Consider the following 24,622-nt stretch of genomic DNA (forward strand, 5'->3'; position numbering starts at 1 on the left):
AGAATAACCCCATGATCCAGATATCCGACAAAGCCCAAACCTATTTCCGCAAGCTCATCGAACGCGAGGGCGTGCCCGGCATGGGCGTGCGCCTGAGCGCAGTGGACGCCGGCACCCCGCGCGCCGACGCCCGGCTCGAGTTCGCCGAACCGGCGGACCTGAGCGGTGACGAATGGGCGATCGACTGCGACGGCTTCACCTTGTATATCGTCGCCGCCAGCGTGCCCTGGGTGGATGGCGCCGAAATCGACTACGTCACCCAGTCCACCGGCAACCAGCAGCTCACCATCAAGGCGCCCAAGATCAAGGGCGAAGCGCCGGCCGACTCCGCATCGATGGTGGAGCGCGTGCGCTGGGTGGTGGAGAACGAGATCAACCCGCAGCTGGCATCGCATGGTGGCCGTGTGGCGGTGCAGGAGGTCTCGGCAGAGGGTGTCGTGCTGCTGCGCTTCGGCGGCGGTTGCCACGGCTGCGGCATGGCCGATGTGACCTTGAAGCAGGGCATCGAGAAGACCTTGATGGGGCGCGTGCCCGGCGTGATTGCGGTGCGCGACGCGACCGATCACGCCACCGGCGACGCGCCGTATATTCCGCGCGACAGCGCGGCCTGATTCCGCGCCACCGGTGACCACGGCCGCCGATCTGCTGCAGGCATTGCGCGCGCGCATGCCGGGCAAGCTCATCCTGGATCGGCGCACCGGCCTGCCTTACGGTTGGGCAACCTGGATGAGCAGTCGCATCGGGCCGGCGGCTGCATTCAACGATGACCAGGTGATGGGTGTGCTGCTGGCCCGGCCAGCGCCGCCTGCAGGCGCTGGCATGGCGTTGCTGTTGTCGCCGTTCCAGGCATTTCGCAGCCTGTGGTGGCAGCACTGGGAGCCGCGGCCGAAGGACCAACGGCCGCAACACTGGCTGGCGCTGCTCGCTAGCCTGTTGATCCATCTCGGTTTCATCGCACTGCTGATCTGGGTCGTCACGGTGCGCTGGGCGCCGGACGACACCAAGACCGGCGACGAATCGCGGGTGCGCATGACCTTCATTGGCAACGGAGCGGCGGAGCAGGGCGGTGGGCAAGGGCAGCCCGCTGACGCGGCGCAGGCCGCCTCGGGCGATGCGGCTTCAGCGCCGCAATCTGCTGCGTCCGTTGCAACCGGCAGGCCGAGCAAAGCAAGTGCAGCACCGTCGGAGCCTGCGCCCGCCGAGCCACCAGTCGATCCTTCAAGTACTGCCCAGGCGCAGGACATCGCGCCGGAACCGGAGGCTGCCGCTGCCAGCGAACCGGTGGCGCCTGAGGTGCCACGTGTGAGCGTGCAGGTGCCGCCGGTGACGATTGAATCGCCGCTGCAGGTCACCGAAACACCGGTGGCCACGAACGACTTCGTCGTGCCGCCGCCGCCCACGATCACGGTGGCTCCGCGTCCGGTTGCGCCGGCCGCGCCGCAGATCGAGGTGCGCCAGCGCGATATCCAGACCGTCACCGAACAGCCGCAACTGCGCGAATTGCAGCGTCCTGCAGCCACGGTGGCGGTGCGCACTGCCAACGCGCCAACGGTGCGCGAGCGGGAAGTCGTCGTGCCGGACCGGCCACAGGTCGTTGCGCCGTCCGTACGCAGTCGCGAGATCACTCCGACGGTTCGCATGCCCGATGTCGCCGTTCGAACGGCCGAACTGCCAAGCGTGCCAGACCCGGCGCCCCAGCCGGCACCGGCGGCACCAGCCCAACAGACGCCGGTGACTCTGTCGCCGGCAGCATCCGCGTCGGCTACTGCAGCGACGCAGCCATCGGTAGCTTCCACGCAGCCCAACCAGGCGCAGGCGAATCCAGCGCGAGGCGCGCAATCCAGCAACACCGCAGCGGCGGCCGCATCCGCAACCAGGCCGGCGTCCAGCAATGCCGGTCCAGCCCCGGCAGACCGTAGCGGCGGCTGGGATACCGCGGCCAATGCGGACGACTGGAGCAAATCCGACCGTCGTCGCAGCGGCGAAGCAACAGGTGCCAACGGAACGCGCAATGGCATGTTCAACGCAGACGGCAGCGTCCACGTCGCCGCCGGAACCGGCGATGCCGGCACCGGTGCTGGCGACCGCGGGCCGCCAGGCAGCGAAACCGATACCTGGACTCGCGACCAGATCGCCCAGGGCGGCACCTGGCTCAAACGTCCGCCATACGGCTACACGCCGACCTCGCTGGACAAATACTGGATGCCAAACCAGTCGCTGCTGCAGGAATGGGTGCGCCGCGGCCTGAAGAAGATCGAGATCCCGATCCCGGGAACGACCACCAAGATCAGCTGCGTGGTGTCGTTGCTGCAGTTCGGCGGCGGCTGCGGCTTGAGCGACCCGAATCTCAACGATCAGCCGGCAACAGCCAGACCGCCACCGGCTGTGCCGTTCAAGCGAGAGCTGCAAGAAGACAATGGGGCTGTTAGGTAGCTAGTTGCTAGGCTTGACCTGACATAATATACATTATGCGAAATTGGATCTTGGGCGGCACGGGCGCGGTTCCGCTGGATCTGGCTCTTGTCAGTTTTTTAATTCGTGTTGGGCACCGCACTCTTTGATGGTCCACCGACGCACTCTGAGTATCCATTTAACGCAGTCAAGGGGGTCTATAGTTCCGGGAACGCAGTAATGAGTGCCTGGTTTTCCCAGTCGCGCACTCTGGGGGGCGAACAATTGAAGGTGGCCCGGCGTTTGGCGTCCTTGCTTGCCGCTGCCTGTCACGGGTTTTGGGCTCTATGGCCCGCGCAGCTGCTGAGGCAGATCGCTTAACGTAAATGGCGGGCCTGATCGACCTTGCCCAGCGCATGCTTTCCGGTGGCGCCAACCCGGTTCCGAAATTCCCCGCGCTCCTGCTGGTGCTGTCGCCCCCTGCGCTTCCAGTCACACGTTCAACGTCGCCAGTTGCTGATCCAGGCGTTCGTTGCGGGCGAAGGCCCGTTGAGCTGACGATGCAGGCGATTGCCTACGAAGATACGTGCCGTCGCTCAAATCCGATGAGGACCTTTGGGGTAACTGCGGAACCAGTCCTGCTCGAACTGCGAGGTCAAGTAAGGCCGCACAAACGCCGACTGTGTGAGGTCCCGCAACCGCTCCTCATGTTGAGGGTCGGCAGGGATTCGTGAGAAAAACAGCCGAATCGGCTCTAACACCATGATTCAACGAGGAAACACCCCTCGACGTCAGGCAGTTCGTGGATTACAGACCTAGGCTTGATCGACCCAGAAGCCGCGTGACACAGGCATTCCTGGAGTACTGCTCAGGAAGGCTCCGACCGTCGCCTGATCCATTGCAGTAGTTCCTCGTGCGGGATCGTACGTCCAGCGTCGACGTCGGCCATACCCTCGCGGGTCCGCCGATCCTTCTCTTCCTCGGTCAATTCCGGAAGGAGTGCTAGTAGCTTGTCTTCAGGGCTCAGAGGCCGATGAGCTGCGCTCAAGTTGGCTTGATTCTCGTGAATATGGGCAGGATCTGGGGATCATCCAAGCCCGCCGGCAAAGGCAGCGATACGTCATGGACCGCCAAGTCGATGATTACGTCCAAATCTGAGCATAAGGGCTGTATGGCGGTGGTCACCAGACGAGCCGCCCGCTCGGCGAAAGCCAGGTCGACCACCAGCCAGATCAGCAGACCGGGAGGCTGTTCGACGCCCCCTGACGAGTTAGTTTCCAGGAGATACGCCGACGAGACGAAGTCGGCGTGCTCAAGGCTGCCGCTGATGGCCGGAGCGAGCCAAGCCGGTGCGGCCTGGGCAGGTCTCACCGCGAACTCCGCCGGCGCCAGCCGTTCCACCCTGGCCAGAAAGCCCGTATCCAACAATGTCGCAACCTCTTCCGGGTACAGGACAACGCCACCGTCGTTGGGATTGAGCATCAACGTCGCGCCGCGAGTACCGGTTAGCAGCTCACGGCCTGATACTCCCAGAATTCTGACAGCAGCCGAGCTGGCCGCCTGCGCCTTGTCGAGCGAGGTAAAGAAAGGGATCGCATCGAAACCGTCAGGATGGCGGAACTGGACCAGTCGCAGTGTCAGAGCGTCGTCCGAGACGGGCGCATGTACGTACACGATCGCATCCATCAGTCGCTTGAAGAATGCGCGTTCCTCGGCTGCACTGTCGCGGGCCCGTTCAAAGGAAGCCTCCAGCGCTGTCTCCGCAGACGTAGTCCCTCTTCCACGCGGCCTGCTCGATTGCTTCATGGTCAGATGCGATGAGGGCCAAGCGGGTACCCGGAGAACCAATCCGCCTCGATCTCGCTGCTCAGGTAGGGTCGCACGAAGGCCGACTGGGTCAGCGCTCGCAGCCGCTGTTCGTGCTCAGCAATCGCCTCGATGTCGCTGACGGTTGGATAGTGCCGCAGCAGTCGACATGCCTCTTGCCGCACCTCTTTGGGCACGGCTTGGCTGGCCGCTAGCTGCCTGAGGAATGCGCCCGCCTGCAGCACATTGCGGGTTCGCTCAGATGGCATCGTCATGACATCAAGAATGACTAGTACTAAGGAATGCTTAGCTTATCGCGTTTGTCGCCGGCCAGCGCACGGTGCAACTATGGACCTTGCGATTCCTGTGTTAATGTAATACAATCAATAACTTACTTCGCATAACGTCGCTTATGTAAAGCCGCGGCGTGGCCGGTATGGTGAGTCTGGTGTCTGAGTGGCTCCGCCCTCGATTGGTGTCTTGCTCACGTTGCGGCTAGCCCGCGCCGGACGCTCCAGCACTGATAGCCTTCAGTTCCGCGAGCATGATGGGCGCAGGCTTGGTAGGTTTCGAGAATCAACCCGGCACGCTTGAGGGGCACCGATGACGCAGCAAACGGATGACTCAGAGAGCGATCCTGCTCAGGCCAAGAAGAATGCTCAGGCGAATTTCGATCGAATGCTTACTGGCATTCCGATGGAAATCCAAGACAGAGAAGCCAGCTTGGCCAGTCGGCTGGCCGCCTTGCCTGGAAGCCCGATAAAAAAGCTGCGCGCCTTGCACAAGGAAATGGAGATCCTGTCCGCTGCGATGGCTCCCTATGTCGCATGCAGTGCGGGGTGCTCGGCATGTTGCCACTACCCGGTGCACCTTTATCCCGTTGAGGCCGAGCTTATTGAGAAGCGCTCCTCGCATTCTCGATTGCCGAAGTCGCTTCCTAGTGCCGACTTCCATGGTTCGCCCTGCCCCTTCCTCATCCAGGAACAATGCTCGATCTACGAGGACCGTCCAATGGTTTGCCGCCAGCATGTTGCGTTGACCAACACGGCGTACTGGTGCGATCCGGTCAGATCGGGCGAAATCACTTTGCCAATGGCCCAACTCTCCAAAGTTCAAGAAGCTTTTCATGAGCTCGTAGCAAAAGATGGCCGCACGACCCCCATGGACATTAGACAGATCTTTGCGGTACCCGGCGAAAGCTCCTAGGCATGGGAGTGCCTGAAAACTTGACCCGACAGCGCCCTTTTATGCGAGATATGCGCGCAACGGGAATGTCAGGACTGATGGAACCGCGCTTCTTGCGTACGCCCACCGTAGCCATAGGCCGAGGCGCGCGCATCGTGGACATGTACATAGCTTGTCGGGTGCACGGGGCCTAACAGGCGCTCAAAGCAGGCGAATACCTCGGCAAGATTCTCTGCCTTCTCCGCTTTGGTGTTGGTCTCATCCGTCACGATGATCTCCAGCGAGAAGCTTGAGACGCCAATCTCGCTCAGCGTCTTTCCTCCGATCAGCCAATCTTCAGGGCGGATATACGTGATGATCGTCGCGATCAGGCCCGCCTTCTTTCCTAGAATCCGGCTGGTCAGATCGCTCACCTGGGTAGATATCTTCGCGGTCAGCGCGGGAGACGAAGATGCAGAGACTTTGATGTTGATCAGAGGCATGAAGGAGCACGTGTGAAGCCGAGAGGCTAGTTGATGGCGATGACCACTTTGCCGATGGGCCTTCCATGTTCCATGCGCGCAAACGCGGCAGCAGCTTCAGCAAAAGGAAAGATGGTGTCGATAACCGGCACGATGGCGTGATCGTCGATGAAGCGGATAAGGGCTTGGGTCATTCTCTTGGACCCCACTACCACTCCGGTGAGCGACTTTCCGCCGATGAGTGAGAATGGATCGATGCTCAATGCAAATCCGCCAGCGACACCACCGATGGTCACGACTCGGCCGCCGGGGCGCAGACTTCGCAGCGAGCGAGCAATCGTGCCGGCTCCACCGATATCCATCACCAGGTCTACGCCGCCGGTGGTGTGGAGCACTGTTTCGTCCCAGTTGGGGTCGGTGTTGTAGTTGATGGTGGACTGTGCCCCTAATGCCACCATGTGCGCGATGCCCTCTTCTCTCCCAGAGAGCACTGTGACGCGCAAACCCGCGGCAAGCGCAAGCTGGACCGCCCAAGTAGACACGCCGCCGGTGCCCTGAATCAGCACATGAGCACCGTCGGGCAGCGCGCCCAACTCAAATAACGCGTGCCAGGCAGTGACTCCTGCACACGCGATCGTAGAGGCTTGCTCCCATGACAAAGTGCGTGGCGCGTGCACCAACGCGCTTTGATCGACCACCAGATGTGTCGTCAGCACACCGTCGATGTTGCCACCCAGCGACATGGACAGCGCTTCGTCACTGGGAAATCCTTCGATCCACAGCGGAAAGAAGATGGGGAGAACGGCATCACCGATGGAGAACTCGGTGACCGCCGGACCTGTAGTGACTACTTGTCCGGCGGCATCCGACAATGGGATGCGGGCTTCACCGGCTCCCATCTGGCCGTGGGCGACGAGTAAGTCACGGTAGTTGAGCGAGGCGGCCTTGACGGCCAGCAAGACTTGGTTATCACCCAAGGACGGGTGCGGAACCTCGATTCTGTGAAGGCTTTGTGGCCCCTGTCCACGGATGACGCGGTAGGCGTGCATGAGGCTCATTCGGCGAGTTTGGTGAGAGGCGGCGACCGAGATGGTGCAATGGCACATCGCATTTTTTGATGGCGCCACTAATGAACAATGTGGGCCGGATAGCCAATCGAGCTGAGTGCTTGCTTTATCAGCTCAAGCGGTCGGCGGGTTTCGAGGCCGATGCGGCGTTGGTCCGGCATGAACTGCGCCCGCATCGAAGGGTCTACGCTCATCAACGCACGTCGAATGGGCGCCACACATGCGCTGCAGGCCATGGCGGGGATATGTAGTCGATGCATGCTTTGCTGCTCCGAGCCGGGCGGACAGCCAGCCTCAGGCTTCCTACTGTGGGAACGTCAATGCCCGTTCGTCGGGCTCGCCAAATCGTCCAGAATCGGACATTCCGGGCGGTTGTCGCCATGGCATCGACTGGCCAGGTCGCGCAGCGTTCGCTGCATGGCCTGCATCTCGGTAATCTTGATCTGCAGATCGTCGATGTGGCCCTGGGCCAGTTTCTTGACCTGGGCGCTGGCTCGCCGGTCATCGCTCCACAAGCCTAAGAGCGATTGGATTTGTTTGATGGAGAATCCCAGGTTGCGGGCACGACGAATGAACCGAAGCCTGTGCACATCGGCATCGGTGTAAAGGCGATAGCCCGCAAAGGTGCGACTAGCCGGAGGGATCAGATCGATCCCTTCATAGTGGCGAATCATCTTGGCGCTGACCTCGCTAAGCGCGGCGGCTTCGCCAATGTTATGCAATCCGGCTTCGCGCGCGTCGGCCAGTTCGGGTCGCAGTGCCTTGGAGCTGCGTCTGGTTGCCATCATGCCTCTCCCACATCGATCTTGGTTGGCTGCCAACGGCGCAACAGCAGCGTGTTGGCAATCACGCTCACACTGGACAAGGCCATCGCTGCGCCAGCGATGACCGGATCAAGCAAGCCCAAGGCCGCCAGAGGAATCCCGACCACGTTGTAACCGAAAGCCCAGAACAGGTTCTGATGGATCTTGCGGGTCGTGCGGCGGGAAATGTCGATGGCATCGGCGATGAGACCCGGCTCAGCGCGCATTAGGGTAACCCCAGCGGCATGCATCGCCACATCGGTACCGGTTCCCATGGCCACCCCCAAGTTGGCGGCAGCCAGCGCTGGCGCATCGTTGACACCGTCGCCGACCATGGCCACCGGTGCCACCTGAGCCAATTCAGCGACCAACGCGGCTTTCTGCTCAGGCAATACATTGGCGCGCACCTCTTGGATGCCCAGCACCTTGGCCACCGAGGCGGCCGCGCCGGGGTTGTCGCCAGAAATCATGACGGTGCGCAAACCCAGCGTGTGCAGCCGTTGAACAGCCGCGGCTGCACCCAGACGCGGCGGATCCTCAAAAGCCAGTATCCCGAGCAACTGCGGATGATCGGTGCCCTGCTCTGCCAGCCAGGACACCGTGTGGCCGGTCTGGCTGAGTAGTTCGGCCCGGGTCTGCAATGCCGTGAGCACGACGCCATGCTCAAGCATCATGCGGGTACTGCCCAGCAACAGGTTCCTGCCATCCACCTTGCCGGTAATGCCGCGGCCAGGCACCGCCTGCACGTCGCGTGCAAGCGGAATGGCGCGCTGGCCCATCACGCTCAGTACGGCCTTGGCTAAGGGATGCTCGCTGCCTTGCTGCAGGGCCGCCGCCAACGGCAACAGATCGGCCGCATGGCCACGGGTGGCAATCTCTTCGGTCAGTACAGGACGTCCTTGGGTCAACGTGCCTGTCTTGTCGAAGGCCACCACCTTTACGGTACGTGCCACTTCCAGCGCCTCGGCATCCTTGACCAGAATGCCCGCTCGGGCGGCCACGCCGGTGCCGGCCATGATCGCGGTCGGGGTCGCCAACCCCAGCGCGCACGGGCATGCGATGACCAGCACCGCTACCGCGCTCAGGATCGCCTGGTTCCAATCACCCGTTGCCAGACCCCAGCCGAGCAGCGTGAGCAAAGCCAGGCCGATCACTACCGGCACGAAGATCGCGCTCACCCGATCCACGGTTCGCTGGATAGGTGCCTTCTTGGCCTGTGCATCCTCCACGAGGCGAATGATCCGAGACAAGGCGGTCTCGGCGCCGATGGCCAGTGTGCGCACCAGGATGCGGCCTTCACCATTGATGGCCCCACCGGTGATGCGATCGCCCTCCCCGCGCGCCACGGGCATGGATTCCCCGGTGATCAAGGACTCATCGACATGCGTGCGGCCCTCCGCGATCACGCCGTCCACGGGGATGCGCTCGCCTGGCCGCACACTGACAATGTCCGAGACGGCAACCTCGTGAATGGCAACCTCGCGCTCTTGTCCGTCCTGATACACGCGTGCGGTGGCTGGCCGCAGTGCTTGCAAGGCCCGGATCGCTTGCGTGGTCTGTTGCTTGGCGCGGGCCTCTAACCACTTGCCCAGCAGGATCAAGGTAATGATGACCGCCGAGGTCTCGAAGTACAGCGCGGCATCGCCGTGGTGTCCGGCATCATTGAACAAGTGATAGACACTCAATCCATAACCGGCGCTGGTCCCCAAAGCGACCAGCAGATCCATGTTGCCCGTGCCGGCGCGCAGTGCATGCCATCCGGCGCGATAAAAGCGCGCACCGATCCAGAACTGCACCGGCGTTGCGAGCAAGAACTGCATCCAGCCCGGCAGCATCCAGTGCTGACCTGCGACCCATCCCAGCATCGGGACGACCAATGGCAGTGAGAGGGCCGCAGCGATCAGCAGTTTAAGGGTGTCACCACTGAGCGCCTGGCGCGCCGGCGCTGTATCGATCTTGCCTTCCAGTGTCTGCGGTTCGACCGCGCGATAACCCGCTGCGCTGACGGCGGCGACCAGGGATGTGACCTCCACCAGTGACGTGGCCCGTATGCGCGCACGCTCGGTGGCCAGATTGACCGACACCTCCATCACGCCCGGCACAGCACGCAGCGCACGCTCTACCCGTGCCACACATGAAGCGCAGGTCATCCCTTCGATGATCAGATCCCGCTCCTGGCTGGCAACCTCATAACCGGCCTGCTTCACCGCCGCGATCAAGGCGGGCAACGCGGCTGCCGGCGCGGTTACCTCGGCCACTTCTGTTGCCAGATTGATCGACGCATCGCTCACGCCGGTAACGGCCCGCAAGCTGCGCTCTACCCGGCCTACACATGAGGCGCATGTCATGCCGGCGACACTGAAGCGATGGGTGGCCGCAGGCACCGGTTGCGGCAAGGTGAGCGTTAAGTCCATGGAGTAAGGGCCAATAGGAACGAGCAGGTAGCCTGAGCCTTCCCATGATGGGAAGGTCAACAACACGGGACGGTTCTCCACTCAACTCGCCTGTCGTTTGACCTTCCCACCGTGGGAAGGCTCATCGTGACAGCGTCGGCAAACCGCCGATGCTTTTGGAGGGTTGTCCATGAATCTCGTTGTTGAAGGTATGACCTGTGGTCACTGTGTCCGAACGGTGACCCAAGCCATTCAGGCCCTTGACCCCCACGCCCAGGTGGACGTCGATCTGGGCAGTGGCATGATCAAGATCGAGGGCCTGCTTGCCGTAGAACAGGCGGTTGAGGCTATCCAGCGGCAAGGCTATGTGATCGCCGCCGTGCTCCCTTCTGAGGCTGGCACGCCGGCCGCCCCGGCCGCATCCTCCTGCTGCGGCGGATGCCACAGCTGAGTCCGCGCGAGGGCTTGATCCTGATCAATGCCAGTCAGCCCCAAGAGGGCTAGACTGGCCATCATGAGAGCTCGCACGTCCCCTACCCTGATCTGCCCAGCGTCCACAGGCGCTGCTTCGGGCGTGTGGGAGCTGTCATGGTGAAGCTGCTGAGGCGATGGCGGCGCCCCCGTTCTCGTGCCCGACTGGCATGGCTGGGACTGTGGGCGCTGCTGCTGCAGCAACTGGCGCTGGTGGCTTACGCCTGTCCGCTGGAATCGGTGGAAGCTGGACAAGCGACCCTGATGGTCGGTTGCGAAGAGATGTCCGCGCCGGATCCCGATGCTCCGGCGTTGTGCGACCAGCATTGCCAGCGCGATCACATCGCCACGGCCGATGCGAAGGCCCCTCAAGTGCCTTACCAGCCCGCGCTGGCCGCCTTCGCGCTCGTGCAGGCTCTGTTGCCACCGGTACACGCGCAGTTCTATCGGGATGTTCCGGTGTGCGTGTCCGATCCGCCTCCCCTGCAGCGCTTCTGTAGCCTGCTGATTTAAGACCCCTCCTGGATTGACCCGTGCTCGTGCTGCATGCGTTGCAGCGCGCTCGTTGTCGTTTGTCCGGAGGTCTTATGGAGATGTCTTTCTTCTTGCGTGCAAGGCGCAGGATGGCGTGTGGATTCGTGTTTGCCTTGGCGCTCAGTGGTCCTGTGGTGGCGGCATCGCCCGCTATCCCGATCAGCTACACAGAAGCCCTACAACGGGCGCTTGCTAACGCCCCAACCCTGCAGGTGCGTCGATCCCAGATCGATGCCAGTACCGAAGAAGCCGCGCGTGCTGGCGCGCTGCCCGACCCACGTTTGATCGTGGGGCTGGCGAACTGGCCTGTCAGCGGACCCGATGCCTTCAGCCTGCGGGCCGATGAGATGACCACCCAGCAAGTCGGTCTGATGCAGGAGTTTCCTGCGCGTGCGAAACGACGTGCCGAGCACGCGCTGGCGCAAGCGACGCTGGCGCAAGCGCGCTCACTGTCGATGGCCGAACAGCAGATGGTGGCCCAAGCGGCCGCGCTGGCCTGGATCGAGCTGTGGAGTACGCAGCAAGCCGTAGATGCGTTGGAAGGTTTGCGCGAGCCGGCACGCATAGCCGAGCGTGCGGCGCGTGCTCGCTTGGCAGGTGGCACGGCCGGGGCCAGTGACGTGCTTGCCGCCCAGGCCGTCCTACTGCAGTTGGACAATCGCCTGGAGCAGGTACATGCGGAGCACGCCGCGGCGCAGGCCGGCCTGGCGCGGTGGTTAGGTATTGCACCAGAGGCGATCTTGGCCAGTGGTGCGGCACCGGATTTTTCGCAGTTGCCATTGGAGCCCACCCAACTGCTGGCCAAACTGGACCAGCACTCGCCACTACTGGGCTGGGAGGCACGCCAGAGCTTAGCCCAGGCCCAGGTGGATGCGGCCGTGGCCGAAACCCGCCCGGATTGGAGTGTGGAGCTCACCTACGGACGTCGCGAGCGCGCACCCGACGGCATGGCGCGCAGCGACATGCTTATGGTGGAAGTGGGTGTGGGCCTGCCGCTGTTCCAGAAGAACCGCCAAGCACGAGGCATCGCGGCACGGCGGGCCGAGCTGGAGGCAGTGTCCGCAGAGCGCGATGAGGCCCGGCGCATCCAAGCCGAGTCGGTGCAACGCGCGATAGCGCGATGGCGCGGGTTAACCGGCCAATTGGAGCGTCAGAACACGCAGAGCCTGCCTTTGGCGCGCGATCGCGCGCGCACGGCGTTGGCCGCCTACGGCGCCGGTGCCGACCTGCAGCCGTGGCTGGAAGCGCGGCGCGATGAGATCGAATTGAAACTGGAGAACGCCCGTCTGCTGGGCGAACAGGGCCGTGCCTGGGCGGCACTGGCCTATCTGCTTCCCCATGAGGAGAACACGCCATGAGCCCGACCAAGACGCGTCTCACACAGCTCGCCGTGGCCCTCGGGTTGCTGGCGCTCGGCTTTGCCGGCGGCTACGCCAGGATGACTCGAACCTCTGATACCACCCCGCCCACCGGCACGAGCGGCGCAGATCAAGCACGCAAGGTGCTGTACTGGTACGACCCCATGGCGCCGGAGCAGCGATTCGACAAGCCGGGCAAATCTCCGTTCATGGATATGGAGTTGCTGCCCAAATACGCAGATGAGGCCATGGGGGGCGGAACGCAGATCGATCCGCGCCTGCAGCAGAACGTGGGCATACGCACTCAGGAAGTGACGGTAGAGTCACTAGGGACTGCCGTACGCGTGCCGGGCACACTGACGTGGGATCTGACCCAGGAAACCCTGGTCAGTGCGCGCATGGAAGGCTTGATCACCCACGTGCAGGTAAAGGCGCCGTTTACCGAGGTTCGTCGTGGTCAAGCGCTGGCCACCGTGCAGGCCCCGGCATGGAACGCGGCCATCGCCGAAGCACATGCCCTGAGCCAAGCTCAGTCCGCGGGTGCGCGTGAGCTACAGGGTGCGGCGCAACAACGGTTGCGTTCGTTGGGTGTTCCTTCTGGCGCCTCGGCCAGAAGTGGCGTCGTGCTTGGCGCAGACCACAGTGGTGTCGTGACCGAGATCCTGGCACGCGAGGGGCAGACGGTGATGCCCGGTACGCCACTGTTCAAGATCAATGGGCTGGACACGCTGTGGCTGGAGGCCTCGGTGCCCCAGGCAGCGCTGGGCACCTTGCGGCCGGGGACCTCAGTGCAGGCCACGGTCAGTGCCTGGCCGGCAGAGCGCTTTGCCGGACAGATCCATGCGTTGCTTCCCCAGGTCGACATGGCTAGTCGCACGCAGCGGGCGCGAATTGTGCTGCGCAACCCGCAGCGTCGGCTGGTGCCGGGCATGTTCGCCGAGGTTCTGGTGCAGCCCGATGCCGAGCAGGCCCTGCCAGTCGTTCCCACGGAGGCGCTGATCGCCACCGGGCGGGACAGCCGGGTCATCGTGCAGGATCCGGACGGGAGCTTTCGGCCAGTGCGGGTGAGTGTCGGACGTAGCGTGCAAGGGCGCACGCAGATCGTGGCAGGCTTGGCCGGTGGTGAACGCGTGGTCGTCTCGGGTCAGTTCCTGCTCGACTCTGAAGCCAGTCTCTCCGGTGCGTTGGAGCGCCTGGGCGCTGCACAACCGACAAGCCCTGCCAGCGCATCAGGTGTGCACGAGCGCCATGACGCCGGGCACGACCCTCGCACTGTCGTGCCGTCACCGTCCAGACAGCCTGCGCCTGTCGCGCCAGGGACCTCCACCTCTACGCCGCCGCGCTGCCCTGTGCAGTATTGGTATGACCCGATGGTGCCGGAGAAGCATTTCGACAAGCCGGGCAAGTCACCGTTCATGGATATGCAGTTGGTACCCAAGTTCGGCCCCGCCGCAGCCGCTGATTGCCAGGCAAGCGACGTCATGTCCGAAGCGATGGAGGGCACGCCATGATCGCGCGCCTGATCCATGCTTGCATCGCCAATCGCGTGCTGGTGCTGGTTGCCGCCGCGCTGCTGGCGGTGGTCGGTATCTGGTCGGTAAAGAACACGCCGCTGGATGCGCTGCCGGACCTGTCCGATACCCAGGTCATCATCCGCACGCAATGGGCGGGGCAAACCCCGCGCATCATCGAAGACCAGGTGACCTACCCGTTGGCCACCACGATGTTGTCCGTCCCGGGCGTGAAGGCGGTACGCGGCTTCTCCTTCTTCGGTGATTCGTTCGTCTACATCCTGTTTGACGATGCCACTGATCTGTACTGGGCTCGCTCTCGAGTGCTCGAGTACTTGAGCCAGGTGCGCGATCGACTTCCACCGAATGTGAATCCGGCGCTGGGTCCTGATGCGACAGGACTGGGCTGGATCTACCAGTACGCGCTGGTGGATCGGACCGGTCAACGTGATGTGGGGCAGCTGCGTGCGTTGCAAGACTGGTTTCTTCGTTATGAGCTAAAAACCGTACCGGACGTGGCTGAAGTAGCCAGTGTGGGCGGTGCGGTGCGCGCTTGGCAGATCCAGCCGGATCCGCAGGCGTTGGCGGCCCGTGGACTGACGGTGGCCGAGCTCATCGAGGCGGTGGATGCGGCCAACGGCGCTACCGGGGGCTCCGTGATCGAACAAGGCGAAGCCGAACTGATGGTGCGTAGCGAAGGCTACCTGCGCACACAGGAGGCATTCGAACAGGTGCCGGTAACCAGCAACGACGGCATCCCCGTCTTGCTCGGCGAGGTGGCCACGATCAGTCGGGGGCCGGTCTTCCGTCGTGGTATCGCAGAGTTGGATGGTCAAGGTGAGGTGGCCGGCGGCGTGATCGTCCTGCGGACCGGCAAGGATGCCTTGGGGGCCATTCGGAACGTCAAAGCGCGACTGCAGGCGTTGCAATCCAGCTTGCCCGAGGGCGTGGAAGTGGTGCCGGTGTACGACCGCTCCGAGCTGATCCAGGATGCGGTACGCAACCTCACCCACAAGCTTGGCGAAGAGTTCCTGGTCGTAGCGCTGGTATGCCTGCTGTTCCTGTGGCACCTACGCTCGGCGTTGGTGGCCGTCATCACCCTACCCTTGGGTATCCTGGCGGCCTTCATCGTGATGCACGCCCAGGGGATCTCCGCCAACTTGCTGTCATTAGGCGGCATTGCCATCGCCATTGGTGCGATGGTCGATGCAGCGGTGGTGATGATCGAAAATGCACACAAGCATCTGGAGCACTGGCGGGAGGAGCAGGGCCGGGAACCTCAGGGTGAGGAGCGCTGGCAGTTGATGGCCCGCTCGGCGGCCGAGGTCGGACCGGCCCTGTTCGCCAGCTTGCTGGTCATCACCCTGTCTTTCGTGCCGGTTTTTGCCCTGCAGGCGCAAGAAGGGCGATTGTTCTCGCCCTTGGCCTACACCAAGACCTACGCGATGGCCGCCGCAGCAGGGTTGTCGGTGACCTTAATCCCGGTCTTGATGGGCTACCTGATCCGCGGCCACATCCGCCCGGAACAGCAGAACCCCATCAATCGCATCCTGATCGCTGGCTATCGGCCCATCCTGCTGTGGGTCCTCAAACATCCCGGTGTCACCTTGCTGCTCAGCGGCCTGCTGCTAGTGCTCACCTTGATCCCCTTTAGCCGGTTGGGCAGTGAGTTCATGCCGCCCTTGGAAGAAGGCAGCCTGTTGTACATGCCCACGGCCCTGCCCGGCCTGTCCGCCGACAAGGCCCGTCAGTTGCTCCAGCTCTCGGGCCGGATGATCAAGACCGTACCGGAGGTTGAGCACGTGTTCGGCAAGGCGGGCCGTGCCGAAAGTGCGACCGATCCGGCCCCGATCGAAATGTTTGAGACCACCGTGACCTTCAAGCCGCGGGATCAATGGCGCCCGGGCATGACCCCTCAGAAGCTGCGCCAGGAGTTGGACGCAGCGGTCAAGATTCCCGGTCTGACCAACCTATGGGTCCCGCCCATTCGCAATCGCATCGATATGTTGGCCACCGGCATCAAGAGCCCGATTGGGATCAAGGTCTCCGGACCGGATGTGGAGCAGATCGAGCGCCTGAGCCAGCAGATCGAGCAGGTGGCCAAGACCGTGCCCGGCGTGAGTTCGGCACTGGCCGAACGCGTCACGGGTGGGCGCTATGTCGATGTACAGGTGCGTCCGGAAATCGCTGCACGTTACGGATTCACTCAAGGCCAACTCCAGCAACTGATTGCCACGGTCGTTGGCGGCGATCCAATCGGGGAAACGATCGAGGGGCGCGAACGCTATCCCATCGTCTTGCGCTACCCCCGTGGCCAGCGTGACTCGTTGCAGGCCTTGCAGGATCTGCCGCTGATCGCGCCAGGCGGTGTGCAACTGACCATGAGCCAGGTGGCGGAGCTGTCAATCAGCCCAGGCCCGCCGATGCTCAAGAGCGATAACGGCCGGTTGGTGGGCTACATCTACGTGGATGTGGCCGATCGCGACTTGGGATCGGTGGTCCAGGACCTGCAAGCCGCGGTGCAGACTCAGGTGAGTTTGCCTGCCGGCTATGGTCTGGCCTGGTCGGGGCAGTACGAGTATCTGCAACGGGCATTGGCACGCCTGCAATGGGTGGTGCCCGCGGCGTTGGCGATCATCTTCCTGGTCATCTGGATGGTGTTTCGCCGGCTTAGCGATGTATCCATCATCCTGCTCAGCTTGCCCTTGGCGTTGGTGGGCGGTTTCTGGTTGATCTGGGGGCTGGGCCATGCGATTTCGGTGGCCAGCATGATCGGATTCATCGCCCTGGGCGGCGTTGCGGCTGAGTTCGGCGTCATCATGCTGCTGTACCTGCGTCATGCCTGGGAGCAGCGCTTGGCCAGCGGTGCGCCGGAAGATGTGTCTACCCTCCAAGAGGCTATCTACGAAGGTGCCGTGCAACGGGTGCGCCCGAAGGCGATGACGGTAGCCGTCATCCTGGCCGGGTTGTTTCCGCTTTTCGTCGGTGCCGGTGCCGGCTCGGAGGTCATGCAACGTATCGCCGCGCCGATGCTGGGTGGCATGCTCACCGCACCGGTGCTCTCCATGGTGGTGATTCCCGCAGCGTTCTATCTGGTGCGGCGACGTGGATTGCGCGCGGCGCGGGGCGACCAATGAGAGACAGACTGAGCACTTGAGGTCCGTCCCCACAAAAAGACGCCAGTCATGGAAGAAGTCATGACTGGCGTCAAAGGGGAGAGTACCGCCTACGTGCTTACTTATCAGTGCCCGGCGTGCGGGGAAATCTCAAAGCTCAGCGACGCCCGATCCGACACAAAATCCAACCCTTTTCTTGTAGAGGGCATCATGTGATTGGTGTGGATGTACCAGGTCTTGGCGGTGGTCACCTGGAAACTGGCTTGGCCCTGGGCATCGGTGCGCAGGAGCGTAGCGCTACCGTGCCCGCCCTTGACCGGTGCGTCAGCGCGATGGCCGACGTACACGCGCAGGTTGGGCACTGGCGTGCCCTGCTGCAGCACCTGGAAAGACAGCTGTTCGCCGACCTTCACGCTTCCAGGATTGCGGGCCAAGCGGATCTCCAACGGATAGCCCAGCGAGGCAGCGAAGTCGTCGGTCAGTTTTGTGCCCACCTGTCCAATGGCACGGGCATGCTTGGTATAGCTATAGGTGACCCCTTTGGGGAACTTGCTTGCATCATAGGTGGCCAGCGTATCGGGCAAGTCTTCCAGCTCCAGGTACTTGCCGAACTCGCTGGCCGTACGGGTACTGGTGGAAGCCATCGTCGAGACACCCAGCAGATGGGTGCCCTCGCCCGCCGGATGCACGGTGAGCTGGCTTTGCTTGCCGACCTCTTTCCAACTGGCCAAGTCCGGGGCAGCCTTAGCGCCGCTCTGACTCAGCGAAACGTCCTGTAGACGCGTTCGGGGGACTGCACCTGCACTTTCATCGAAGGTGCCATTGTTCACCAACGCGGTGTTCGCCTCGCCCGCTGCGGTACCGGGCTTGGAGAAAGCGACAAACAGGTCGTGCGCGCCGGCGCTGCCGGCCACGGCGAACAGCAGTAGTGCGGCGGATAGTTGCATGTTTCTCATGATGTGTAGCTCCTTGGGATCGTGGCTTACCAGTGGTAACCAAAGCGGACATTCCAGCGACGACCCAGCAAGTCGTACGTCATGGTGTCGGTGTTGGCGTTGGGGTTGTTCTGCACGAACGGCGCCTTCTTATCGAGCAGGTTTTCAACGCCGGCGGAGATGTCCCATTTCTTCTTGATGCCGTAGCTCAGTTGCAGGTTGTGGTACACCACGCTGGACACATGCGAGCCGATCGTGCCGGGCACGGCGATGATGTCGTCAGCGCTGCCGATGTACTGCGCCGAATAGACGCCGGTCCAACGGTTTTTGCCCATGCGCAGTGAGCCCAAGCCACGCCACTGGGTGTAGCTACCCAAGCCGCTGGTGATCTTGCCGGCGTACTCAATGGTGGTAGCACCGGCGAAGGGAGTGACGTCATAACGCTCGAGATACGAAGCGTCCAGACTCGCGCTGGCCTGCCAGCCGGCCACATCGAACTGATATAGCACGCCGATATCCACGCCTTCGGATTCCTCGCTGGCCGCATTGACCTGCTGGGACGAGAGGTAGTTGACCTCACCGGTGACCGGATCACGGGTAAAGTTGGCCGGTGAGCAGAACGGATGGGCCAAGTTCGGCGTGGTGTAGCACGCACGCAGCTTGACCGACCCTTCAATGCTACGGATCGCGTTCTCGATGCGGATACGGTAGTAATCGGCCGTGAGCGTCAGTCCCGGCGCAAACCCTGGGGTCCACACAAAGCCTGCCGTGAAGGTTCGCGCATCTTCAGGCTTGAGGTCGGGATTGCCGCCTGTCGTGGTGAGGATAGTGTTGCCCAACTGACGAAAGTTGGTCGGCACGCCCGCGGCTTGGCAGTTGGCCCGAATGACCGAGTCGGCCGGTAACGTGCTCCAGTTGCTGCACGGGTCCAGCGTAGTCAGGCTGCCTTGACCGATGCCACCGAACAACTCCGGAATGCTGGGGATACGAAAAGCCGTTGCGTAGTTGAGACGAATCTTGAGGGGTTCGGCCACCTGCCAATCCAGCCCCACCTTGTAGTTGGTGTCACTGCCGAACAGGTCGTAGTCGGAGTAGCGGCCGGCCAGGTTCAGGGTTGCGTAGTCCACCAACGGGACGTCCTGCAGCAGCGGGACGGCAAACTCGACAAAGGCTTCCTTTGCCGAGTACTCACCTTCGATCGGATCCTGACGCACGATGTTGGCGCTGCCGTTGACTACCAGCGGATCTGGGTACAGCCATCCCCGTTCCTTGCGAAACTCCACGCCCGAGGCAAACGCAACGCTACCGGCAGGCAGATCGAACAAGGCACCGGAGACCGTGCCGCTCACCCCTTGCTGGCTATTGCCACCGGATCCACGCTGGGTAAACAGGATGTAATCCAGCACTTCGGGAGTCAGGTTGCCGTAGCCCAGGTAGTTGCCGCACGGAATAGCCGCCCCTGGTGTGTTGCTGCACAGGCTGGTGTTGAGAGTGTTCTCTACCCGATCCAGGTTGGCGATGTTGGTCGAGCTGTCTGTGGCCGAATTGCGCCCCCAGTTCAACGCCACATTCCATGCCCAGTTATCGCCCCACTGCCCTTCCAGCCCTAGCACGGTGCGGAACGTATCGACCTCTTGCTCGGTGATGCGCGCTCCAGCCTCTTCCAACCGACGGCGCTCCAAGGTCAGGTTTTGGCCGGTGGGGTTGGTCGGATTCGTGGCGGCAATCCGGATCGTGCGATAGACGCCCAGGGTGTTGGGCGAGGCACGCTGGTTGGACTGGCGATTGGTCGCCATCAGTTCGGTGAAAAGGCGCGTGTTCTCAGTCAGGTCGAACTGGCCAAAGCCACTAAGCCCAATGCGTTTGATCGGGCTGACGGCATTGAGCAGCAGGTTGTAGTTGTAGTTGTGCTTGGCGGGATCGTAGAGCTCGTAAGAGCGCGGATCTCCATTGGGATCCTGATTGAAGTTGACTACCCGCCCATCGGCCAAGCGTGCACGACCGCCGATGGTGGATGAGTTGCCCACGCACTGCAGCGTGCCCGCCACTACGCCCAGCGGGCACGGCGCGCGCGAGGCCATGGTGATGGTGCCACTTTCGGCATAAGTCAGGGCGCCAGACATTGAGCTGCGCTCGCCGGTGGTACCGAAGGCCAGGTTGAAGGAGCCGATCTCGCCATCACCCTGGAAAGTCTGACCGTTCCGGGTGGATAGCTCCACGCCATCCATTTCCTTGCGCGTGATGATGTTCACCACGCCGGCTACGGCATCGGCACCGTAGATGGCAGATGCGCCGTCCTTCAGGATTTCGATGCGATCAACTAGGGCCAAGGGCACCACGTTGAGATCCACCGAGTTGTTGGCGCCGGTACCACCGTTGACTACGCGTCGGCCGTTGAGCAGCACCAAAGTGCGGTTAACGCCCAAGCCACGCAGGTTGATCTGGGTGGTGCCGTTACCGTTTCCCGTCCAAAAGTTGTTGGATTGCGAGCCGGCTGCACCGGCCGATGCAGGCAAGCGCTGGAGCAGCGTCTCTACCGACACAGCACCGGAGCTCTGGATAGTCTCGGCATCGATGACCGTGGTGGGTCCCACACCGGACATCTGAGCGCGTTTGATGTGACTGCCGGTCACTTGGACCGCATCAAAGGTGGTGGGTGAAGCGGTCGACGGCGCAGAGGCGTCGGCGCCACCGGAGAGGGAGGCGCTGTAGGCATCCGGACCGGCTTGCCCTACACCGGAGGACGGTGCGTTGCGCGCCGGCTTCGGCGTGTTGGCTCCTTCTCGCACGATCGCCAGCGCGCCGCTTTGATCACGCTTGACCGTCAGTCCCGTGCCGGCGAGCACGCGGTTCAGCGCTGCATCCTGGGACATGTCCCCGCGTGCGCCTGCGGTGCGTCGATCACGAACGTCTTCGCTCAAGTAGACCAGACGAACGCCCGATTGCCGGGCATAAGCTTCCAGCGCGACTTTCAGGTCCCCTTCGGGAATATCAAAACTGCTCGTTTGTGCAGCGGCGGAGGCCGCGATGACCAGACCACACATGACAGCCAACGCTGTCCTCGCCACTTTCGTACGTGCCATGCATTTTCCCCAGGTCGGCGCGAATCGGCCTGATATCTGTGACGAGAGGACGGCACGCTTCCGGTATGAAATATTTCAGATTGATGTCTGTGGGCGTCTCACTGCGGCTGGGAGACGCGAATCTGATCCCCCTGCGTCTCGACGCGCAGGTTGAAGCCCGTGGCCAGCAGACGTGCGAAGGCATCGACACCTGTGGCATCGAAGCTGCCGCCCACACGCATGTGGGCCGTTTCCGGATCCATCAGCACCAACTGCTTGTCGTTGTAGCGATTGAACTGGGCCGCCACATCCGCCAGCGTGGTTTGATCGAACTCCAGGGTTCCATGGCGCCAGCTCAAGGACCGGCGCACTTTGTCCTGAGCGTTTACCGCCACCAGCGTGCCCGCCGGCTTGCTGTACAGCAGTCCCCCGCCTCGCACTATCACCGGCGGCCGGCCGGGCTTGGCCACCATCGGCTCGACGCGCACCTTGCCCTCCAGCACCGCCACTTCCAGGCGCTCGCGCTCTTGCCTGACGGAGAACTTCGTTCCCAAGACCACCACCTTGTGGTCGCCGGCATGGATCACAAACGGATGCGCAGGGTCTGGCTTTACGTCGAAAAAGGCTTCGCCTTTGTCCAGCCATACATGGCGCAGCGAGGGATCCACCTGCGCGCGGAGCTCGGTGTGCGTATTCAGTTCCACCCGCGAACCGTCCGACAAGGCCACGACTTCCCGTCCCCCAACCTCGGTGGTGTAGCGAGTACCCGGCCCCCACCAGGGCATGTTCAGCAGTACGGCCAGCATTGCCACCGCCGCGGCCGCTGACCAACGCACCGGTGAGGCCCAACGCCGCGTGCGGGGTGATTGCACGCCGCGCACGGCCGCCAGTCGATCGGCTCGATCCCAGACCGACTTCAAACGAAGCCAGGCCACACGATGGGCCGTATCCTGCCCCAACCAAGCATCAAGCTGCCTCTGGTCCTGCGCGGTCCACTGCGAAGATTGGGCGCGATTGATCCACTGCGCAGCAACTTGTTCGATGTCGTTGTGCGGGCTCATGGGTGCGAACGTTCCTTGTTGAAGCGCCGGGCCGGGCGCTGAATCTTGCCGGTACCGCCAAGCATGAAGTCCGCCAATGCGCGCATGCCCAACAACGTCTGGCGCTCCACCGTATCTTCGGCAATCCTCAGGCGGCTGGCCACTTCGCGTTGGCTCAAGCCGTAGATCTTGCGAAGCTCGACGATCTGCCGGCATTTGGCGGGCAGTTTCTGCAAGCCTTGCTGGAGGCGCCGTAACTCATCGCGTGCACCCAGATGCCGCTCCGGCGTCACCTCATCGCTCTGCATCACCGCCTGCTCGACATCGGCCATGGCTTCAATGGACACGATGCGTGAGCGGCGGATGCGATCAATGAGCAAGTTGCGTACGGTGGTCATGACAAAAGGTTTGGCCTGCGACGGCAGACCCCGACGCGCGGCTTCATATATGCGTGTGTAAGCCTCCTGCCGAAGATCAGGAATCTCGCTGTCCTCATGCCCATGCCGGCGCAGAAAGGCGTGGATCAAGCCTTCCAGCGGCAAGACATGGGCGATGAACCACTCATCCAGTGCGGTGGTCACCAGGGTACTCGCTGATTCATCGGGCAGGCTCAAGCACGTCCATTCACTAGGACGAGCGCGGTCAGGAAATCCGGTACACCGCAGCACCCGCCGGCCTGCTGGGCCGGCGGGTGCTGGGATCAGATCTTGAAGTCGTCGTACGCCACCTGGCTGTCGGGTACCCCCAGCCTGCTCAGTAGCTCTCGGGTGGCCTTGAGCATGGCCGGCGGTCCGCACAGGTAAAACTCGCAATCAGCCAGGGCCTGATGGGCTTTGAGCAGACGATCATGGGCCACTTCGTGAACCAGACCCCGCAAGAGGGCATCGTCGTTCTGCGCCTCATCCGAGAGCACCAGATGCCAGGTAAAGTTCGGGTGCTGCCCGGCCAATTGCTCCATCTCCTCGATGTAAGGCGCCTCCTTAAGGCTGCGTGCGCCATACCAGAAGTGGATCCGCTCACCGCCCTGCCCCGCCAACAGCGTCCGAATCATCGCGCGCAGCGGCGCCATGCCAGCGCCGCCGCCGATGAACACTTTCTCCCGCCCGTGGGGTTTGAGCGCGAAGTCGCCGAAGGGGCCGCTGAAAGAAACCCGATCCCCCGGGGAGAGCGTGTACAGGTAGGTCGATCCCCTGCCCGGCGGTTGCCGCTTCTTGTCCGATCTGCCGGGACTGAAGCGCGCCAGCAACGTCAGACGACCCTGCGCCTGATCAATGGGCAAGGCCAAGGAGTAGGCCCGGCGTACCGGCTCGCGATTGACCAGCTTTTCCGGCAGATCCACGCCGGCCCAATCCTGATGGTGGTGTTCGGGTCGCACCAACTTGTGAACAGGCACGTCGTAATCGGGCACGTGCACCTGCAGGTAAGCACCGGGTTGATACTCCGGTCCGGCAGCCTCGTCGGGCTTGAGCACGATCTCGCGCAGGAACGGGGTCACCGCCGTAACCTGCTCCACGGTAGCCGCATACTCGGTCCATAGGCTTGCCCCGCCGGCCACCTCGACATCGGTGTCTTCCGTCACGGCCAGGTTGCAGGCCAGGCGATAGCCCATCTTGACCTTGCTGGCGCCCAGGTGGGCGCGATCGGCCGCGGTGGCTTTGGGCGCCGCGCCGCGGAAGCGCACCTCGCACAGGCCACAGCTCTGCCCTCCTCCACAGTTGGACGGCAGTTGCACGCCCTCGCGTGCCAGCGCGACGTAGACGTTGTCGCCTGCCGACGCCCGTACGGTGCGCAGCCGTGTCCCGTCCGGACCGAATACCGACAACTCGCGGGCCGGACGCCAGCGGCGCGGCACGAACTCGCTCCAGTGGAAGCTGGCAAACAGCAGCCAGATGCCGGTCAGGGCCAACCACAGACCGCCGATCGCTGCGGTGACCACCAACGGGTTGTTGAAGTTCTAGCGCCCGGTGTAGTCCATGATGTGCAACATCCAGAACACATCGAACAGACGCCAGGTCTTGTTGCGGTGGTAGAGCACTTCGCCCGTCTGGGCAGACAGGTACACCGTGGTGTCCTGCGTGTCATCGGTGTCCACACGCCACAGACGCCCCTCGTGATCGCGCACCTCCCCGCTCCACTCCAACAGGCGCGGCGCTTTCAGCGTGCCCGGTCCGGTGTAGGAGGCCTGAGCCAGGCGGGTGGCCCAGGCCGAATCCAAGGGGATCGGCTGGCCCGTAACGGCGTTGGCCAAGGTGACACCTTGCGCATCGGCCAATTGGTACACCGGCGTGTCCAACAGCCAGCCAGAACTCACGCGGCTGATTTTCTTGTTGCCACCCAGAAAGCTGGCCGGCGATCGGGCGTTGGCGGGCCAGTCATGCGCGGCATGCGCGTGGGCCTGGAACTGATGGCCCTGCACCTGATCGTGGTCCAACCAGCTCATCATCACGCCACTGGCCATCCAAAGCAGCAACTGCAGGCCGATGATCAAG

Annotated in this window: 20 protein-coding genes; 8 read left to right on the forward strand and 12 right to left on the reverse strand. The window is 62.9% G+C overall.

All coding sequences use genetic code 11. From position 1 onward, the window contains the following. Positions 1 to 11: 11 nt before the first annotated feature. Positions 12 to 611, forward strand: a complete 600-nt coding sequence (locus EO141_RS03545; protein WP_039815233.1) for an NfuA family Fe-S biogenesis protein — start codon at positions 12 to 14, stop codon at positions 609 to 611. Positions 612 to 624: 13 nt separating this feature from the next. After that, the gene (locus tag EO141_RS03550) at positions 625 to 2,433 is read left to right on the forward strand and encodes a transmembrane repetitive protein (RefSeq protein WP_127168551.1); all 1,809 of its coding nucleotides are present in this window, start codon (positions 625 to 627) and stop codon (positions 2,431 to 2,433) included. Between the two features lie 1,002 nt (positions 2,434 to 3,435). On the opposite strand, the gene EO141_RS03555 is transcribed toward EO141_RS03550, so the two are convergent. Both EO141_RS03555 and EO141_RS03560 read right to left on the reverse strand, forming a co-directional pair. Next, a complete protein-coding gene (locus EO141_RS03555; RefSeq protein WP_065031413.1) occupies positions 3,436 to 4,197 on the reverse strand; it encodes an SseB family protein in 762 nt (253 codons plus the stop codon). 2 nt (positions 4,198 to 4,199) lie between these two features. Continuing rightward, the gene (locus EO141_RS03560; protein ID WP_065031414.1) at positions 4,200 to 4,472 is read right to left on the reverse strand and encodes a BPSL0761 family protein; all 273 of its coding nucleotides are present in this window, start codon (positions 4,470 to 4,472) and stop codon (positions 4,200 to 4,202) included. Positions 4,473 to 4,800: 328 nt separating this feature from the next. On the opposite strand from EO141_RS03560, the gene EO141_RS03565 reads away from it, so the two are divergent. Next, on the forward strand, positions 4,801 to 5,403 hold the full coding sequence (locus EO141_RS03565) for a YkgJ family cysteine cluster protein (protein ID WP_074053024.1): 603 nt from the start codon (positions 4,801 to 4,803) through the stop codon (positions 5,401 to 5,403). A gap of 68 nt (positions 5,404 to 5,471) precedes the next feature. Here the strand turns inward: EO141_RS03565 and EO141_RS03570 are convergent, their stop codons facing one another. From EO141_RS03570 to EO141_RS03585, 4 genes are all read right to left on the reverse strand, one after another. Further along, positions 5,472 to 5,864 carry a 4-oxalocrotonate tautomerase family protein gene (locus EO141_RS03570; RefSeq protein ID WP_126945612.1) on the reverse strand — a complete coding sequence of 131 codons (393 nt, stop codon included), beginning with the start codon at positions 5,862 to 5,864 and terminating at the stop codon, positions 5,472 to 5,474. A 26-nt stretch (positions 5,865 to 5,890) separates the two neighbouring features. After that, positions 5,891 to 6,901: an NAD(P)-dependent alcohol dehydrogenase gene (locus EO141_RS03575; protein WP_164739047.1), complete on the reverse strand. Its 1,011-nt coding sequence runs from the start codon at positions 6,899 to 6,901 to the stop codon at positions 5,891 to 5,893. Between the two features lie 326 nt (positions 6,902 to 7,227). Continuing rightward, a complete protein-coding gene (cueR, locus tag EO141_RS03580) occupies positions 7,228 to 7,695 on the reverse strand; it encodes a Cu(I)-responsive transcriptional regulator (RefSeq protein WP_196768840.1) in 468 nt (155 codons plus the stop codon). Beyond that, complete coding sequence (locus tag EO141_RS03585; protein WP_277601019.1) at positions 7,695 to 10,193, reverse strand: heavy metal translocating P-type ATPase; 2,499 nt, start codon at positions 10,191 to 10,193, stop codon at positions 7,695 to 7,697. Before EO141_RS03585 ends, cueR begins: the two co-directional genes overlap by 1 nt. 103 nt (positions 10,194 to 10,296) lie before the next feature. On the opposite strand from EO141_RS03585, the gene EO141_RS03590 reads away from it, so the two are divergent. From EO141_RS03590 to EO141_RS03610, 5 genes are all read left to right on the forward strand, one after another. After that, the gene (locus EO141_RS03590; RefSeq protein ID WP_126945618.1) at positions 10,297 to 10,557 is read left to right on the forward strand and encodes a cation transporter; all 261 of its coding nucleotides are present in this window, start codon (positions 10,297 to 10,299) and stop codon (positions 10,555 to 10,557) included. A 137-nt stretch (positions 10,558 to 10,694) separates the two neighbouring features. Then, positions 10,695 to 11,090, forward strand: a complete 396-nt coding sequence (locus tag EO141_RS03595; RefSeq protein ID WP_102254386.1) for a hypothetical protein — start codon at positions 10,695 to 10,697, stop codon at positions 11,088 to 11,090. Positions 11,091 to 11,170: 80 nt separating this feature from the next. Next, positions 11,171 to 12,469, forward strand: a complete 1,299-nt coding sequence (locus EO141_RS03600; protein WP_241236617.1) for a TolC family protein — start codon at positions 11,171 to 11,173, stop codon at positions 12,467 to 12,469. After that, the gene (locus tag EO141_RS21625) at positions 12,466 to 13,980 is read left to right on the forward strand and encodes an efflux RND transporter periplasmic adaptor subunit (protein ID WP_126945621.1); all 1,515 of its coding nucleotides are present in this window, start codon (positions 12,466 to 12,468) and stop codon (positions 13,978 to 13,980) included. Before EO141_RS03600 ends, EO141_RS21625 begins: the two co-directional genes overlap by 4 nt. After that, a complete protein-coding gene (locus EO141_RS03610; protein WP_126945624.1) occupies positions 13,977 to 17,117 on the forward strand; it encodes a CusA/CzcA family heavy metal efflux RND transporter in 3,141 nt (1,046 codons plus the stop codon). The genes EO141_RS21625 and EO141_RS03610 overlap by 4 nt, the downstream gene beginning before the upstream one ends. A gap of 104 nt (positions 17,118 to 17,221) precedes the next feature. Here the strand turns inward: EO141_RS03610 and EO141_RS03615 are convergent, their stop codons facing one another. The 6 genes from EO141_RS03615 to EO141_RS03640 form a co-directional block, all read right to left on the reverse strand. Further along, positions 17,222 to 18,052, reverse strand: coding sequence for a DUF4198 domain-containing protein (locus tag EO141_RS03615; RefSeq protein ID WP_126945627.1), 831 nt, complete (start codon positions 18,050 to 18,052; stop codon positions 17,222 to 17,224). A gap of 26 nt (positions 18,053 to 18,078) precedes the next feature. Then, positions 18,079 to 21,114, reverse strand: coding sequence for a TonB-dependent receptor (locus EO141_RS03620; RefSeq protein WP_126947579.1), 3,036 nt, complete (start codon positions 21,112 to 21,114; stop codon positions 18,079 to 18,081). A 98-nt stretch (positions 21,115 to 21,212) separates the two neighbouring features. Beyond that, a complete protein-coding gene (locus tag EO141_RS03625; RefSeq protein WP_126945630.1) occupies positions 21,213 to 22,154 on the reverse strand; it encodes a FecR domain-containing protein in 942 nt (313 codons plus the stop codon). Next, positions 22,151 to 22,747: a sigma-70 family RNA polymerase sigma factor gene (locus EO141_RS03630; RefSeq protein WP_206514013.1), complete on the reverse strand. Its 597-nt coding sequence runs from the start codon at positions 22,745 to 22,747 to the stop codon at positions 22,151 to 22,153. Before EO141_RS03630 ends, EO141_RS03625 begins: the two co-directional genes overlap by 4 nt. 86 nt (positions 22,748 to 22,833) lie before the next feature. Continuing rightward, a complete protein-coding gene (locus EO141_RS03635) occupies positions 22,834 to 24,069 on the reverse strand; it encodes a 2Fe-2S iron-sulfur cluster-binding protein (RefSeq protein WP_164739048.1) in 1,236 nt (411 codons plus the stop codon). An 18-nt stretch (positions 24,070 to 24,087) separates the two neighbouring features. After that, a complete protein-coding gene (locus EO141_RS03640) occupies positions 24,088 to 24,621 on the reverse strand; it encodes a peptidase (RefSeq protein WP_127168553.1) in 534 nt (177 codons plus the stop codon). Position 24,622 lies beyond the last annotated feature (1 nt).

The organism is Xanthomonas sp. BRIP62415 (genome assembly GCF_003993515.1).
GTDB lineage: Bacteria > Pseudomonadota > Gammaproteobacteria > Xanthomonadales > Xanthomonadaceae > Xanthomonas > Xanthomonas euroxanthea.